The following is a 14,707-nucleotide window of genomic DNA, read 5'->3' as shown; positions in this document are numbered from 1 at the left end:
TTACTTAAACCTACTTAGGTATAAAAGTAAATAAAGGGTTAAAATATGCACCCCCGTTTACATAATTAAGTTACTACTTTATTATTAAACTATTGTTTAATGCATAATAATTATTTATTGTTACAGTTAATATCATTGCACTATGACCTATTTAAAATAAATTTGCCGACTGAAATGACAACAACGCAACAAATAATTATAGGTAGTGCCCAACGCACTATTGAATTGCAAGCAGCATCTATCGCCTTACAATTACAATATATAAATGAAAATATTATAAAAGCGGTTGAAACCATCGCTACTTGCAAAGGAAGGGTTGTTATTAGCGGCATTGGTAAAAGTGCCATTATTGCTCAAAAAATTGTAGCTACCATGAATAGTACAGGTACGCCTGCTTTATTTATGCATGCTGCTGATGCTATACATGGCGATTTGGGTATGGTGCAACAAGATGATGTGGTAGTGGTAATTAGTAAAAGTGGCGATAGCCCCGAAATAAAAGTATTGGTGCCACTTGTAAAAAACTTTGGTAATACATTAATAGGTATGGTTGGCAATATGCAATCGTACTTAGCTGCCCAAAGTGATATTGTGTTAAACACTACGGTAACGCAAGAGGCTTGTCCTAATAACTTAGCCCCTACCACAAGCACTACTGCTCAAATGGTAATGGGCGATGTAATTGCCATTTGTTTAATGGAGTTGAAGGAATTTAAAACGGCTGATTTTGCTAAATACCACCCTGGAGGTGCTTTAGGTAAAAAAATGTATTTAAGAGCTGGCGATTTAATAAAACAACACGAAAAACCAGTTATTAAAGCGGAGGATGATATTAAAAAAACGATTTTAGAAATTACTAAAAAAAGACTTGGGGCAGTAGTTGTTTTAAACGAAAAAGATGAAGTTATTGGTATAGTAACCGATGGTGATGTGCGTAGGATGTTTGAAAAGTATGACAGATTTGACGGTTTATTTGCGAAAGATATTATGAGTAGCCAACCAAAATCAATTACAACAGACACATTGGCTATACATGCATTGGAATTAATGAAACAAAACAATATCAGCCAATTAATTATCACTAGTAATGGGCAATATGAAGGCGTATTGCATTTGCATGATTTAGTAAAAGAAGGGATTATTTAAAAGAAAGAGACGTATTTATGATGAATAAAAATAATTATGTAGCCATTATGGCTGGAGGAATAGGGAGTAGGTTTTGGCCGATGAGTCGTACTGATATGCCTAAACAGTTTTTAGATATTTTAAACTTGGGCAGAACATTAATACAGGCAACCTATGATCGTTTTGCTCAATTTATTCCGGCAGAAAATATTTACATCGTAACGGCGCAGCAATACAAGCAGATTGTAATGGATCAATTACCTGAATTGCCTTTACAAAATATTTTGTGTGAACCATCACGTAAAAATACCGCACCTTGTATTGCATATATTTCATACAAACTCAATCAACTTGACCCAAATGCCAATTTGATTTGTGCTCCAGCTGATCATTTAATTACAGAGCCTGCTGCATTTGTTGACATTTGTTTAAAAGCATTACACTTTACATCGCACATAAAGGCATTGGTAACATTGGGCATTAAACCAACTAATCCAAATACGGGCTATGGTTATATTCAATACGAATCATTGGCAGCAGGTGAAAACATTTATAAAGTAAAATTATTTACTGAGAAGCCTGATAAAGAATTGGCACAAACTTTTTTAGCTAGTGGCGATTTTTTATGGAACGCTGGTATTTTTGTTTGGCAGGTTAAAAACATCGTTAAAGCTTTTGAACATAATACGCCAGAATTACATGAAGTGTTTGATGCAGAAAAAGCACACTTCAATACACCTAACGAAAACGAAGCAATTGAACGCATTTATCCGCAATGCACCAACATTTCTATTGATTATGCCGTAATGGAAAAAGCAGATAATGTTTATGTAATACCATCATCATTTGGGTGGAGCGATTTAGGAACCTGGACGAGCGCCTACGAAACTTTCGAAAAAGATTATCTTGACAATGCCGTAGGTGGTAATGAAGTCATGATTTTTGATGCTACCAGAAATATGGTGCAAGTACCTCAACACAAATTGGTGGTTTTACAAGGGCTTGATGATTTTATAGTGGTAGATACTGCTGACGCCTTACTTATTTGCAAAAAAGATAAAGAACAAGAAATTAAAGATTACGTTGCCGAGGTAAAACGCAATAAAGGTGATCGCTTCATATAATTTTAACAAACCTTCATTAATTGTTAAATAGATTTTGGTATTTTTATAATACTAAAAACTAACTTGTCAATGAAGCGTATTGAAACTATCAACCTAAAAAAACTCTGCTGTTTTTTATTACTATTACAATTTATTGTTGGGTGTAACCAAAACAACCCATCAAATTCTAGTAACAAATCCTTAGCGGAATTAGTTGAAAAGGAAGGTGAAGAAGGCGAAGAAGATGAAAAAGATGGGTATGATGGCCCTGCAATGGCCATGCAATTTGAATTTGAACGTACTAAAGATCCCTCTTTAGGCTTTGTACCCACCCAACGTTTGGTAGAAGCAATGGCTACCACTATGGAATCCAAAGCAAATTTCAGCAATTTTGTATCTGCATACGGTGTGTGGGATGAGAGAGGCCCAACAGCTGATGTGGTGGGCTCTTCAAACGGAAATACCCGTGCCAATAGTGGTGTTGCCGCTGGCAGGGTAAGGGCTGTATGGGTAGATAGAAGTGATGCTACTGGAAGAACTGTTTGGGTAGGTGGTGTTGCTGGTGGTTTATGGAAAACTACTGATATTACTGCCACACCTGCTACATGGACATTGGTTGCTGATAATTTAAGTAACATGGCCATTAGCTATATTACACAAGACCCTACCAACAACAACATCATGTACTTTTGTACAGGTGAAGCATTTTTTAATTTAGATGCAGTACAAGGGGCCGGTATTTTTAAAAGTACTGATAATGGTGCAACGTGGACGCAATTAAGTTCAACCACCGGTACCAATTTCGCTTTTTGCACTAAAATTTTATGCGATTATTTAGGTAATATTTATGTTTCAACCCGTACCGGTTTGTATAGATCAAATAATGGAGGTACTTCATGGACCACTATTACACCAACAGGGCTTTCAACGGCTCGTATTAGCGATATTGAAATTAGTTCAACCACCGCTTCTGGCAGGTTGCATGTATCTGCTGGTATTTTTAGTACACAAGCCTATCGCTACACAGATAACCCTGCAACCGCAACCAGCGCTAGCTTTGTTGCGCCTGTAACTGCTTACCCATCATTTTCAAATAGGGCCGAAATTGCAGTAAGTGGTAATACGTTGTATGCTTGTCCTGCCGATGCTACTGACCAAGTTCCCACTATATATAAATCAACAGATGGTGGTGCCAATTGGGCTGCAACTACCGGGCAACCCACAGCAGGTTGGGCTAGTGGGCAAGGTTGGTATGCCCTATCTGTACGTATTAACCCAGCTGATGCCAATCAAGTAATTGTAGGAGGATTAGATACTTATAAAACAACAGATGGTGGTGCAACGTGGACAAAAATTTCAGCATGGGTAGGTACTGCAGGCCAATATGTACATGCAGATGTGCATGATATTATTTGGTATGATAACGGCAACAAATTATTATTTGCATGCGATGGTGGTATACATTACTCGGCTGATGGTGGCACAACTATTAGAGATAAAAATACTGGTTTACGCATCAAGCAATTTTATTCTTGTGCTATACACCCATCTTCCACCAATTATTTTTTAGCAGGGGCACAAGATAATGGTACTCACCAGCTGAGTAATGCAGGCCTTAGTACTTCTGTTGAAGTAACAGGTGGCGATGGCGCTTACACTGCTATTGACCAAGCTACCCCTAGCTTTCAAATGGGTGCCTACGTTTACAATCGTTACAGGCGCTCCACCACTAGTGGCGCAAGCTGGGGTTCTGTAAATTTTTATAAAGGCACATCATCTGCAAGTTTTAGTGATTTTGGTAGTTTTATTAACCCTTTTGTGTTAGATAATTCAACAAAAATTTTATATGCCACTGGTGCAGCTGGCACATTTTTTAGGTGGACCAATCCTCAAACACAAACCGGCGGTAGTTATTATCAAAGTGGTGCAGGTTGGCCAGCAACAGCATCTGAAGTTAATATAACTGCACTAAATAGCAGCACTGTTACTGCACTGCACGTTTCACCGTATACTGCTGATAGATTATACTTGACCACTGCTGCTGGTAGGGTGGTACGAGTTGATGGTGCTAGTACCATAGCCAGTGGCTCAGCAGGTACTAATTTAAGCACAGGTTTACCTGCTGCCAATGCCGCTTGTATTGCAACGGGTACAGATGATAATAACTTAATGGTATGTTATACCAACTATGGTATAAATAGCATTTGGGTAAGTAACAATGGTGGTACGTCATGGACCAGTATTGAAGGTAATTTACCCGATATGCCTGTTCGCTGGTGTATGTTTGGCCCCGGTGATAATACCAAAGCCATTATTGCTACCGAAACCGGCGTTTGGATTACACAAGCTATTAATGGCGCTAGCACTGTTTGGTTAGCAAGCCCTTCGTTCCCTACGGTACGTACAGATATGTTGCAATACAGACCATCAGATAAAACAGTACTTGCAGCAACCCACGGACGTGGTTTATGGACGCAATCTGCCGTTACTATTTTACCATTAAATAATTTTAATTTAAAAGGAAAATGGACCAGTGGCCTTACCGATTTAAATTGGAATTATGAAAATTTACCAGTAGGTGCTAGCTTTCAAGTAGAGCAATCTACAGATGGCGTAACATTTAATAAAATTGCTGTAGTACAACGTAGTACTGCCAGTAACTACCAATACAAGTTTTCGCCAGATAATGCTATTAATTATTTTTATAGAATAAAAGCTATAGAAAGTAACGGAAACAGCAAATACTCTAACGTAGTTAGGTTGTTTAAAAATGGGGCTACTACAAATGGTATTAGCATCAACAGGGTATACCCTAACCCAGCACAAAGTGTAGTTACGTTTAATTACAGCACCAACGAAAAAGGCATTGCTACTTATACCATCGCCGCATCAAATGGTGCAACGGCTATAAAAAAACAAGAAGTAGTTACGGCACCGGGTACGTATAGTTATACAGAAACTATTGCTTCATTACGACCAGGCGTATATATCTTAACCATCAACATTAATGGTAAAATAGCCACTAGTAAAATAGTAAAACAATAAATTCTTTTCTTTCAATAAAAAAGGAGTGTACTAAACTGTACACTCCTTTTTTATTTAGCTTAATAGTTATTTTGAATACCTAATAAGCTGCAGGCGATGCTATTATTTTCCAATTTTTTGACACCCTCGTAAATAACTTATTGTGCTGTTGTAATAACAAGTGTAGTGAAGGTATTTTATATTTTTTATACAGGGTTTCATCTAACAAAAGCGTTATTTTAAAATAATAACGACCTTCTTTTTTTTGTAACCATATAGATGTACCGTCATCATTTACACCAATGGGTTGTGTTACGTCATTTACTTCAACCGTAGCAGCTATTATTTTATTATTAATGCGTAGTTTTTTTATAACGGGTAAGCTATTGCAAGTACTATTAAAAAATAATTGCATAACATAGGTAGCTACTGGTTTTTGTACGACTACTTGTTCAATAACAGGTATATTCCCTGGTGTTTGTTTATGAATCAAAACAAATGGCTGTGAAACATTACATTTTACTTGGGCTTGCAATGAACCTCCAAAAAATAATGCGGTTAGTATAAAAAGTGTACGATTCATCATGTAATTTACAGTATCGTTTATTACAAAAATTGTTAACAATCTTTCACTTCATTTTCATTGCATGATACCTACCATCCAAAGTAAATTACCACAAGCTGGCACCACCATATTTACCATTATGAGTACGTTGGCTGCTGAACACAATGCCATTAATTTAGGACAAGGGTTTCCTGATTTTGCTATGAATGCGGCGTTATCCGAATTGGTATCAAAAGCAATGGCCGATGGGCATAATCAATATGTACATATGAATGGCTTGCCAGTATTAAGAGAAGCCATTGCACAAAAAATTAAACAACTATATGGTAACCCCGTAAGTGCCAATGATGAAATTACCATAACACCAGGTGCTACGTATGCTTTGTACACTGCTTTTACGGCTATGTTACAACCTGGTGATGAAGTAATTGTTTTTGAACCTGCCTACGATTGCTACATACCTGCTATAGAATTAAATGGTGCCAAAGCCGTTACCATTCCACTTACACCGGGTACTTATAAAATTGACCAAGCCCTAACAAGGGCTGCCATTACCCCAAAAACAAAAGCCATTTTAATTAATTCGCCACACAACCCAAGTGGTGCTGTGTTAGAGGAAGATGATATTGCTTTTTTAACTGACATTACCAGCAATACCAACTTATTTATTATTAGCGATGAAGTGTATGAACACCTTATTTTTGATGGTAAAAAACACTTATCAATTTTACAATACCCTCATTTGTACGAACGCAGTTTTGTTACGTTTTCGTTTGGCAAAGTGTACAATTGCACCGGCTGGAAAACGGGTTATTGTGTAGCCCCACCAGCATTAATGAAGGAGTTTAGAAAAATTCATCAGTTCAATGCCTTTACCGTATTTGGCCCGGTACAATATGCATTGGCTGCTTTTTTAAAAGATGAGGCGGAGTATTTAGAACTTGGCAGTAGGTTACAACAAAAAAGAGATTATTTTAAAAATTTAATGGCACAAACCAAGTTTGAACCCTTGCCTAGCTATGGTAGCTATTTTCAAATTTATAGCTACGCAAATATCAGCGATGAGAAAGAATATGACATGGCTGTAAGGCTCACCAAAAATTATGGTGTAACGACCATACCCGTAAGTGCTTTTTACAAAAACCCTGTTGAAAATAAGGTATTGCGTTTTTGCTTTTCTAAAAAAGAAAGTACGTTAGAGGCAGCCGTTGAGCGTTTGTTAAAATTATAATAACAGCATTGCCTAAATATTATGCCATACTTATTTCATTTGATTGAGGTAGGCTTCGGCAATGGGTAAATCTTCTGGCACATCTATTTTTACACCAGCATCGTTGGTAGCAATCATTTTAATGGGCACACCATTTTCGAGGTAGCGTAATTGCTCTAACTTTTCAATACTTTCTAATATGCCCATAGGCCATTGAGTAAATTGTAACAATACCTCTTTCCTAAAACCATATACGCCAATATGCTCTTTATAAGTAACTGCAATGGTTTGGTCACGGTGAAAAGGTATGGCTGCTCTGCTAAACATCAATGCATTTTCATGATGATCTACCACTACTTTTACAATATTGGGGTTGTGCACTTGTGCAGCATCTGTTATGGGTTTGTAAGGTGTAGCTACTTTTATAGCCATGGCAACATCTTCTTTAAAAAGTTGCACCATGGTTTGTAATAATTGTTTATTTACAAAAGGTTCATCACCTTGAACGTTAATAACAACATCAATAGCTAAATCTGTAATAGCTTCGGCAATACGATCACTACCACTTTCGTGGGTACGCTGGCTCATAATGGCTTTACCACCGTGTGATTGTATTTCGTTAAAAATTATATCATGGTCGGTCACCACATACACTTCATCAAACAGTTGTGTTGCCACTGTATTATCATACGTATGGCGAATTACTGTTTTATTACCTAAGGGCTGCATTAGCTTAAAAGGAAACCTTGTAGCAGCATACCTTGCCGGTATCATCGCAATTATTTTCATACTTTGAATTTGAGTAAAAGTAAGCTGAAATATTTTTTACTGCGTAGCATCATCTTCATTAAAATGAACTGGCACTGGTTTTATATCGCTTGAAAAACCACAACCTTCACATTTGTAAATAGTAGCGGTTTGAATGGTTTTTGTTGAAAATAATTTTGATAAAATATTGATCAACCAATTGTTGGTTACAATGGTTTCAAACGACATTAATTTTTTTTGACTACATTCAGGACAAGGTATGGTTTGTAAATATTCATCATCATACCGCTGTAATAAATGAACTGCTTTTTCAGCATCGTACAATGGCACTACTAATTTGATACCACCAATAGCATTTGAAATTAATGGGTCAATCGTTACTGTAAATTCATCTTTTAAAAATGCATCAATACCATCTTCCCTCAACCTCGATACTATGATATTGGCAGAAAAATAATTGTCAAAACTCCGGAGTATCGTTGTTTCCATAATTTCATTTTAATGCAACAGTTGCTTTTAAAGCTTTTTAAAATTAAATAAAATGTTGCTGCTTTATCAACATCCTATTCAAAAAAAATCCGCAACAAGTTGAGTTGCGGATGTATTTAAAGTTCAGGTTATACTTAGTTGTTGAGCATTAATGGCATTACCAACATGAGCAACGCTTCGTTAGGCTCTTGTTCACTTGGCTTAATAATACCTGCTTTGGTGGGTGTGCTTAACTCCATGTTTACATCAGTAGTATCAGCCCCGTTCAACATTTCTATTAAGAACTTTGCGTTGAAGGCAATTTGTAAATCTTCACCATCATAATTACAAGCCATGCGTTCGTTACCTTCAAAACTAAAATCAACATCTTGACTAGCCAATTGCAATTCGTTACCGCTAATGGTTAATGCAACTTGGTTGGTACTTTTGTTACTAAATACGCTTACCCTACGCAATGCATTTTGAAAATCGCTGCGGCTAATATTCATTTTGTAAGGATTATCAACTGGTATCACCACTTTATAATCAGGGAAACGAGCATCAATTAGCCTACACACCAACTCCGTACCGCCATGCTTTACAAAAAGGTGGTTGCTATTGTATGAAATGGTTAATTCATCTTCATTATCGGGCAGGGCACTTTTTAATAAATTCAATGGCTTTTTAGGTACAATGAAGGCGTCTTTTTGAGGGCACTTTACATCAGTACGTTCGTATTTAACCAAACGGTGTGCATCGGTAGCAACAAAGCTAATACCTGCTTTATCTAACTCAAAATAAACTCCCGTCATAGCCGGACGTAAATCATCGTTACTTACTGCAAAAATTGTTTTGTTGATAGCGGTTACCAAGCCTGTTGAGGTCATGGTAAAACTATTGGCATCATCAGCAGCAGGCTCTTTAGGAAAGTTATCAGGGTTTTCGCCCATTACTTTATACTTACCATTATCGCTGGTTAACTCTACCGCATAATTTTTATCGATATTAAAAGTTAAAGGTTGCTCTGCAATATTTTTGAGTGAATCCATCAAAATTTTTGCAGGAATACACACTTTACCACTTTCTTTAGCTTCAATATCTAAATGCACTTTCATCACCGTTTCTAAATCGGTTGCTGTAATGGTAAGTTTGTTGGTTTCAATTTCAAAAAGAAAATCTTCTAAAATAGGCAAAACCGTATTTGCATTAATTACGCCACTAATTTGTTGCAATTGTTTCAGCAAGGCTGAAGAAGAAACGATAAACTTCATATTACATTTTTAAGATTGCCAAAGATAAAAGATTGAAAGCATAAAAAATTTATGATTGTACCATTAAAATGCACATTTTTGCCACCAAATGGCTTTTGAACAAAAAAATATAGGGATAGATAAGGCTTGGCAAAAAATTAAACACTATTGTGCTTACCAAGAGCGTAACCATACCGAAGTAAAGCAGAAGCTATATGGCTATGGCCTGTACAAACAAGAAGTGGAGCAATTGCTAAGCCAGCTTATTAACGAAAATTATTTAAACGAAGAACGATTTGCCATTGCCTTTGCAGGTGGCCGATTTAGGATGAAACAATGGGGCAAAACCAAAATAACCTTTGAGCTCAAGCAAAAAAAAATTAGTGATTATTGTATAAAAAAAGCCCTTGCCCAAATAGATGCAACAGACTACGCTGCTACCTTACAAAAGTTAGCCACCGAAAAATGGGAACAATTAAAAGGCGAAGGCAATATTTTTACCAAGCGTAGTAAGCTGCAAAACTATTTAATGAGCAAGGGGTATGAGTATCATTTAATTGCTGAAATGGTGCAACGATTGAGTAATTAAACAATTTCACACTCATCAGCACACTTAGCACACACTTCAGCTGTTTCTCTACAATGTTCATCATCATGATGCCTGCATTCATCTGCACAAGCATCGCACATGGTGGCACACAATTTTGCTAATTCTTTTACATGCGTACTTCCCAAACTCATGAGTTCAGCTGTAGCATAACAAATAGCTGCACACTCCATATTCAATTGAATACATTTGGCTTTATCAGTGGCATTATCACTTTGGGCACAACTTGCGGCACAGTGGTTACAAATAGCTGCACAACGTAGGCAGGCTTCTATACAAATTTGGTATTGATGATAAGCGGTCATATGAAAAGGTTTTGTGAAACTGTTTCAAAATTCAAGCCACTATAAATGGTGCTGTGTATCTTTGCAACCTATTTACGCACATTTATTAACAGCATCAATATGGCAGAAGATTTACAAGTAATAACTGGTACAAAGCAAGAACAATATGAAACATTGCTACCGCAAATAGTAGCATTGATGGATGGTGAGCCTGATTTAATTGCTAATTTAGCCAATGTTGCTGCTGCATTAGCCACCCAATTTCAATGGTTGTGGACGGGTTTTTATTTAGTTAAAAACGATGTATTGGTGCTAGGCCCCTTTCAAGGACCAATTGCTTGTACCCGTATAAAAAAAGGTAGCGGCGTTTGTGGCACAGCTTGGGAAAAAGCAGCTACATTAATTGTACCCAACGTAGAGGAATTTCCGGGTCATATTGCATGCAGCAGCTTATCAAAGTCAGAAATTGTGGTGCCTATAATTGTAAACAATGAAGTGGTGGGTGTGTTAGATGTTGATAGTACTGATTTAAATAGTTTTGACACAACAGACCAATTGTATTTAGAAAAAATTGTAGCGGCTATACCGATGTAATTTGCTGATATTATAATCATAAAAAATGCTACCTATTGGGTAGCATTTTTTAATTATGCATATTTATACTTGTTACGCAACACTCCAACTCATTTCACCGTTTTTTTCATCTTTTAAAATGATGCCCATTTCGGTTAGCTGGTTTCTTATTTTATCTGAGGTAGCAAAATCTTTTTTAGCTTTTGCCTCTTTACGAATATCTATTAACAACTGCATTACTGCCGATAATTTTCCAGAACCCTCACTATTAGCCGCTTGTAAGCCAAATACGTCTTCTAAATAGGCTTTCATTTTTTGCTGTAACAATGCAAAAGTAGCTTCGCTAATGGCGCCTATTTGTAATAACCCATCTTTAAACGAATTAATGGTAGGCACTAATTCAAACATGTTCGCCAATACCCTAGCGGTATTAAAATCATCGTTCATGGCATCATCAAACCCGGCTATTAATTGTTGTACTTTGGTATCTAATTCATTGTCAATTACCGCAGCTTGGTACGCCATTTTCTGTAATAGTTCATAGGCTTCCCAAAGGCGTTTCAATCCTTTTTCTGATGCTTGTAATGCCTCGTTACTAAAATCTAACGTACTTCTATATTGGGTTTGCAACATAAAAAAGCGAACCGTCATAGGGCTGTACGCCTTATCTAACAACGGGTGTGCTCCTGTAAATAATTCGTGGGGCAAAAAGCCATTGCCTAATGATTTGCTCATACGAGTACCATTTACGGTAAGCATATTGGTGTGCATCCAAATTTGAGCCGGACTTTCCCTAAAGCAAGCTTCATTTTGTGCAATTTCATTGGTATGGTGGGTAGCGGCAAGGTCCATACCACCACCATGCAAATCAAAACGTTTACCCAAGTATTTATTGCTCATTGCAGAACATTCAATATGCCAACCGGGGAAACCCATACCCCAAGGGCTGGGCCATTGCATTAAGTGTTCAGGCTTGGCTTTTATCCAAAGTGCAAAATCGAGGCGACCCCGTTTTTCATCTTGTCCGCCCAATTCACGAGTGCCTTCTAATAAATCTTCAAGCTTGCGGTTGGTTAAAATACCGTACGGTTTTTCTTTATTGTATTTTTCAACATCAAAATAAATAGTACCATCAACTTCATAAGCATAACCATTGGCTAAAATATCTTGCGTCATTTTAATTTGCTCACTAATATGCCCCGTTGCAGTAGGTTCTATAGTTGGTGGCAACGTATTAAAAAGTTGCATTACTTCATGAAAACCCAGCGTATAACGTTGCACAATTTCCATTGGCTCTACTTGCTCTAATCTTGCTTTTTTGCTGAACTTATCATCGCCTTCATCTCTATCGCCTTCAAGGTGACCAGCATCGGTAATATTACGAACGTAACGTACTTTGTAACCGAGGTATTTAAGGTAGCGGTAAATAATATCAAACGAAATAAAAGTACGGCAGTTGCCTAAATGCACATCGCTGTAAACAGTAGGGCCGCACACATACATACCCACATAGCCAGGCACTAATGGTGTAAATAATTCTTTTTTTCGTGTGAGTGTATTGTAAATTTCTAAAGCCATATCTTATGCCTCTTTTAAGGTGAGGCTACCTCATTTATTAAAGTAAGTTGGTGTTTAAAATGCAAAGGTATTTATTGAAAAGATATGCTCACCTATTTCAATTATTAATAGGCAGCCCTAAGGCAGCAACAGCAGCAATTATGTGTTTTTTTTTGTAGCATTTGTTCAAAAATACAAAAAGTTGGTTTGAGATGTTTACAATTTTTAATTGGCTGGTTTAAAAACCTTTGTTTCGTTCAATTTTAATATCTGTAATTATAGGATAATGATCACTCATTATTTTTGGAATACGAATGTATTGTTGCACTTGAAAAGTGGGTGAAACAAAAATATTATCAATACGTAATGTGGGTGAAATAGCAGAAAAGGTTCGGCCAATGCCGCTGCCTTTTTCAACAAAGGCATTCAACATATTTTTACCAATGGTGTTATAAGCATAGCTATTAGGCACATCGTTAAAATCGCCACAAACAATTAATGGGTAAGGACTTTTATCCATGGCTGCCCTTATGTAATCGCTTTGGCGTTTTCTTTTTAAAAAGCCGGTTTTTAATTTAGAAATGATGTTTTTAGATTTTTCTATATCGTTCTCACTTTGTAAGGTAGGGTTTTCAATATACTGCTTATTGGTATTGCTAAATTTAAGTGATTGTAAGTGCACATTGAGCACCCTAATGGTATCGGTATTTTTTACGATGTCTATTTGTTGAAAAGTAGTGTTATAGTCAAAAGGGTCGTTTTCAATAGTAGCTGTTTTAATAATAGGGTACCTACTAAAAATGATGATGCCAAAATGGTGTTTGTTATCAAAATCATCTTTTTTATTGTAACTATAAAAATATTGAGAAAAGCCAAGTTTTGCCGCTATAGTAGGTACATAATTAATGGCAGATGGGTCTTCATCGCCTCCCACCATTTCTTGAAAACAAGCTACATCTGGCATATACTTGTTAATGAGGTCGAGCATTTTTACTTTTACTTCAGGGTGCGTTTTGTGTTCTAAAATATCAAAATGCTCCACATTCCAACTCATTACACGAATGTTGTTTGCTGGCTTTTTTACTTCAAAATCATCAGCCATGTTCAACTTAATAAGTTGATGTATGGGTTTATAACAAATGGCCATACTCACTACACCAATAAGCATGTATTTTTTATTGGCAAATAACCAAAAAATGATAAACACTAAGAGGACAAGTAATAGATACAGTGCTCCTAAATTTAAAAGCCCCACCCACCAAAACGTAGTGCTATTAAGGTGTGTACCATAGCAACTTAATATAAAAAGCAATGCTACAACAACATTTGTTGTTATAAAAATACGCTTTGTAAATCGTCGAAAAAAACCAGTTGCCATAGTTTAAAGATACAGATAGTTAAAAGCAATTAACATAAATTTTTCTTAATAGATGTTGGGCAGAATGGGTTGGCATTATTTTGCCTTTATAGGTAGTAATTGTATCACTTTAAAATGAAAAAAGATGAAAAGAATACTACTTATGAGTACAATAGCTGCAACAATATTGGCAGCATGTAACAGCAAAAAAGAACCATCGTTAGAGGTGAATAAAAATATAGTGTTTACTGATACAGCTGCATTGCGTTTAGCCAATGGCTCAACAGATGTTGCACAACCTACCACAGCAGTAGCAACTACTCAGCCTTCGGCAAAGCCTCAGGTACAAACAATAACAAAAATTGTTAGAGTGATTGAGAAGCAGCCTGCGCCTGCACCTGTGGTGGTGAATACGCCTGCGCCTCCAGTGGAAACACCTAAAGCGGCTGAACCTACCACTACTGCACCTGCTAATACAGGTGAAGGAACAACCGCAAGCACCGGAAATACAACGGCAACAACACCCGTTGAAGCCCCTAAAAAACCCACAGGTTGGAGTGAAGCAGCTAAAGGTGCTACGATAGGTGGCGTTGGTGGTGCCGTTGCAGGTGCCGTAATAGGCAAAGGTGGTAAAGGCGCTATTATTGGCGGCGTAATTGGTGCAGCAGGTGGTTATATTTTAGGTAGAAAAGCAGATAAAAAATCGGGTAGGGCTAATGTTACAACCAATACTACTCCATAACTAATTTTTTGGCATGAGGGGATGCACACAAAACAACAACGGCACTCATTGGAGTGCCGTTTGTTGTACTATTA

14 protein-coding genes are annotated in these 14,707 nt (G+C 37.0%); 7 read left to right on the top strand and 7 right to left on the bottom strand.

The annotated features are described in order from the left end of the window. Positions 1 to 174: 174 nt before the first annotated feature. From ACFOWM_RS09620 to ACFOWM_RS09610, 3 genes are all read left to right on the top strand, one after another. Entirely contained in the window at positions 175 to 1,146 is a 972-nt protein-coding gene (locus ACFOWM_RS09620; protein WP_379709286.1) for a KpsF/GutQ family sugar-phosphate isomerase, read from the top strand. 17 nt (positions 1,147 to 1,163) lie between these two features. Beyond that, positions 1,164 to 2,249: a mannose-1-phosphate guanylyltransferase gene (locus tag ACFOWM_RS09615; protein WP_379709284.1), complete on the top strand. Its 1,086-nt coding sequence runs from the start codon at positions 1,164 to 1,166 to the stop codon at positions 2,247 to 2,249. A gap of 69 nt (positions 2,250 to 2,318) precedes the next feature. Continuing rightward, the gene (locus tag ACFOWM_RS09610) at positions 2,319 to 5,273 is read left to right on the top strand and encodes a T9SS type A sorting domain-containing protein (protein ID WP_379709282.1); all 2,955 of its coding nucleotides are present in this window, start codon (positions 2,319 to 2,321) and stop codon (positions 5,271 to 5,273) included. 79 nt (positions 5,274 to 5,352) lie between these two features. On the opposite strand, the gene ACFOWM_RS09605 is transcribed toward ACFOWM_RS09610, so the two are convergent. Further along, positions 5,353 to 5,838, bottom strand: a complete 486-nt coding sequence (locus ACFOWM_RS09605; RefSeq protein ID WP_379709280.1) for a hypothetical protein — start codon at positions 5,836 to 5,838, stop codon at positions 5,353 to 5,355. A 61-nt stretch (positions 5,839 to 5,899) separates the two neighbouring features. On the opposite strand from ACFOWM_RS09605, the gene ACFOWM_RS09600 reads away from it, so the two are divergent. Further along, the gene (locus ACFOWM_RS09600) at positions 5,900 to 7,048 is read left to right on the top strand and encodes a methionine aminotransferase (protein ID WP_379709278.1); all 1,149 of its coding nucleotides are present in this window, start codon (positions 5,900 to 5,902) and stop codon (positions 7,046 to 7,048) included. A 30-nt stretch (positions 7,049 to 7,078) separates the two neighbouring features. On the opposite strand, the gene kdsB is transcribed toward ACFOWM_RS09600, so the two are convergent. The 3 genes from kdsB to dnaN form a co-directional block, all read right to left on the bottom strand. Further along, positions 7,079 to 7,816, bottom strand: a complete 738-nt coding sequence (gene kdsB, locus ACFOWM_RS09595; protein WP_379709276.1) for a 3-deoxy-manno-octulosonate cytidylyltransferase — start codon at positions 7,814 to 7,816, stop codon at positions 7,079 to 7,081. 36 nt (positions 7,817 to 7,852) lie between these two features. Further along, positions 7,853 to 8,284 (bottom strand): hypothetical protein, encoded by a 432-nt coding sequence (locus ACFOWM_RS09590; protein ID WP_379709274.1) that lies wholly within the window; start codon positions 8,282 to 8,284, stop codon positions 7,853 to 7,855. 134 nt (positions 8,285 to 8,418) lie between these two features. After that, positions 8,419 to 9,534, bottom strand: coding sequence for a DNA polymerase III subunit beta (gene dnaN / locus ACFOWM_RS09585; RefSeq protein ID WP_379709272.1), 1,116 nt, complete (start codon positions 9,532 to 9,534; stop codon positions 8,419 to 8,421). An 88-nt stretch (positions 9,535 to 9,622) separates the two neighbouring features. On the opposite strand from dnaN, the gene ACFOWM_RS09580 reads away from it, so the two are divergent. Next, entirely contained in the window at positions 9,623 to 10,102 is a 480-nt protein-coding gene (locus ACFOWM_RS09580) for a regulatory protein RecX (RefSeq protein WP_379709270.1), read from the top strand. Here ACFOWM_RS09580 and ACFOWM_RS09575 read toward each other — a convergent pair. Further along, positions 10,099 to 10,425 carry a four-helix bundle copper-binding protein gene (locus ACFOWM_RS09575; protein ID WP_379709268.1) on the bottom strand — a complete coding sequence of 109 codons (327 nt, stop codon included), beginning with the start codon at positions 10,423 to 10,425 and terminating at the stop codon, positions 10,099 to 10,101. The genes ACFOWM_RS09580 and ACFOWM_RS09575 overlap by 4 nt on opposite strands. Positions 10,426 to 10,524: 99 nt before the next feature. Between ACFOWM_RS09575 and ACFOWM_RS09570 the strand changes: the two genes are divergently transcribed. Beyond that, positions 10,525 to 10,998 carry a GAF domain-containing protein gene (locus ACFOWM_RS09570; protein ID WP_379709266.1) on the top strand — a complete coding sequence of 158 codons (474 nt, stop codon included), beginning with the start codon at positions 10,525 to 10,527 and terminating at the stop codon, positions 10,996 to 10,998. A 72-nt stretch (positions 10,999 to 11,070) separates the two neighbouring features. Here ACFOWM_RS09570 and cysS read toward each other — a convergent pair whose 3' ends face one another. Together cysS and ACFOWM_RS09560 are read right to left on the bottom strand one after the other, a co-directional pair. Further along, complete coding sequence (gene cysS / locus ACFOWM_RS09565) at positions 11,071 to 12,555, bottom strand: cysteine--tRNA ligase (RefSeq protein ID WP_379709264.1); 1,485 nt, start codon at positions 12,553 to 12,555, stop codon at positions 11,071 to 11,073. Between the two features lie 217 nt (positions 12,556 to 12,772). Continuing rightward, on the bottom strand, positions 12,773 to 13,702 hold the full coding sequence (locus ACFOWM_RS09560) for an endonuclease/exonuclease/phosphatase family protein (RefSeq protein ID WP_379709262.1): 930 nt from the start codon (positions 13,700 to 13,702) through the stop codon (positions 12,773 to 12,775). A 334-nt stretch (positions 13,703 to 14,036) separates the two neighbouring features. Here ACFOWM_RS09560 and ACFOWM_RS09555 point away from each other — a divergent pair, with 334 nt between their 5' ends. Then, positions 14,037 to 14,633 (top strand): YMGG-like glycine zipper-containing protein, encoded by a 597-nt coding sequence (locus ACFOWM_RS09555; RefSeq protein WP_379709259.1) that lies wholly within the window; start codon positions 14,037 to 14,039, stop codon positions 14,631 to 14,633. The last annotated feature ends 74 nt before the right edge of the window (positions 14,634 to 14,707 follow it).

Origin of the sequence: Ferruginibacter yonginensis (assembly GCF_042651465.1) — a bacterium.
Lineage (GTDB): Bacteria > Bacteroidota > Bacteroidia > Chitinophagales > Chitinophagaceae > Ferruginibacter > Ferruginibacter yonginensis.
The sequence above is the reverse complement of the archived record's forward strand: the minus strand, read 5'-3'. Positions and strand labels throughout refer to the sequence as shown.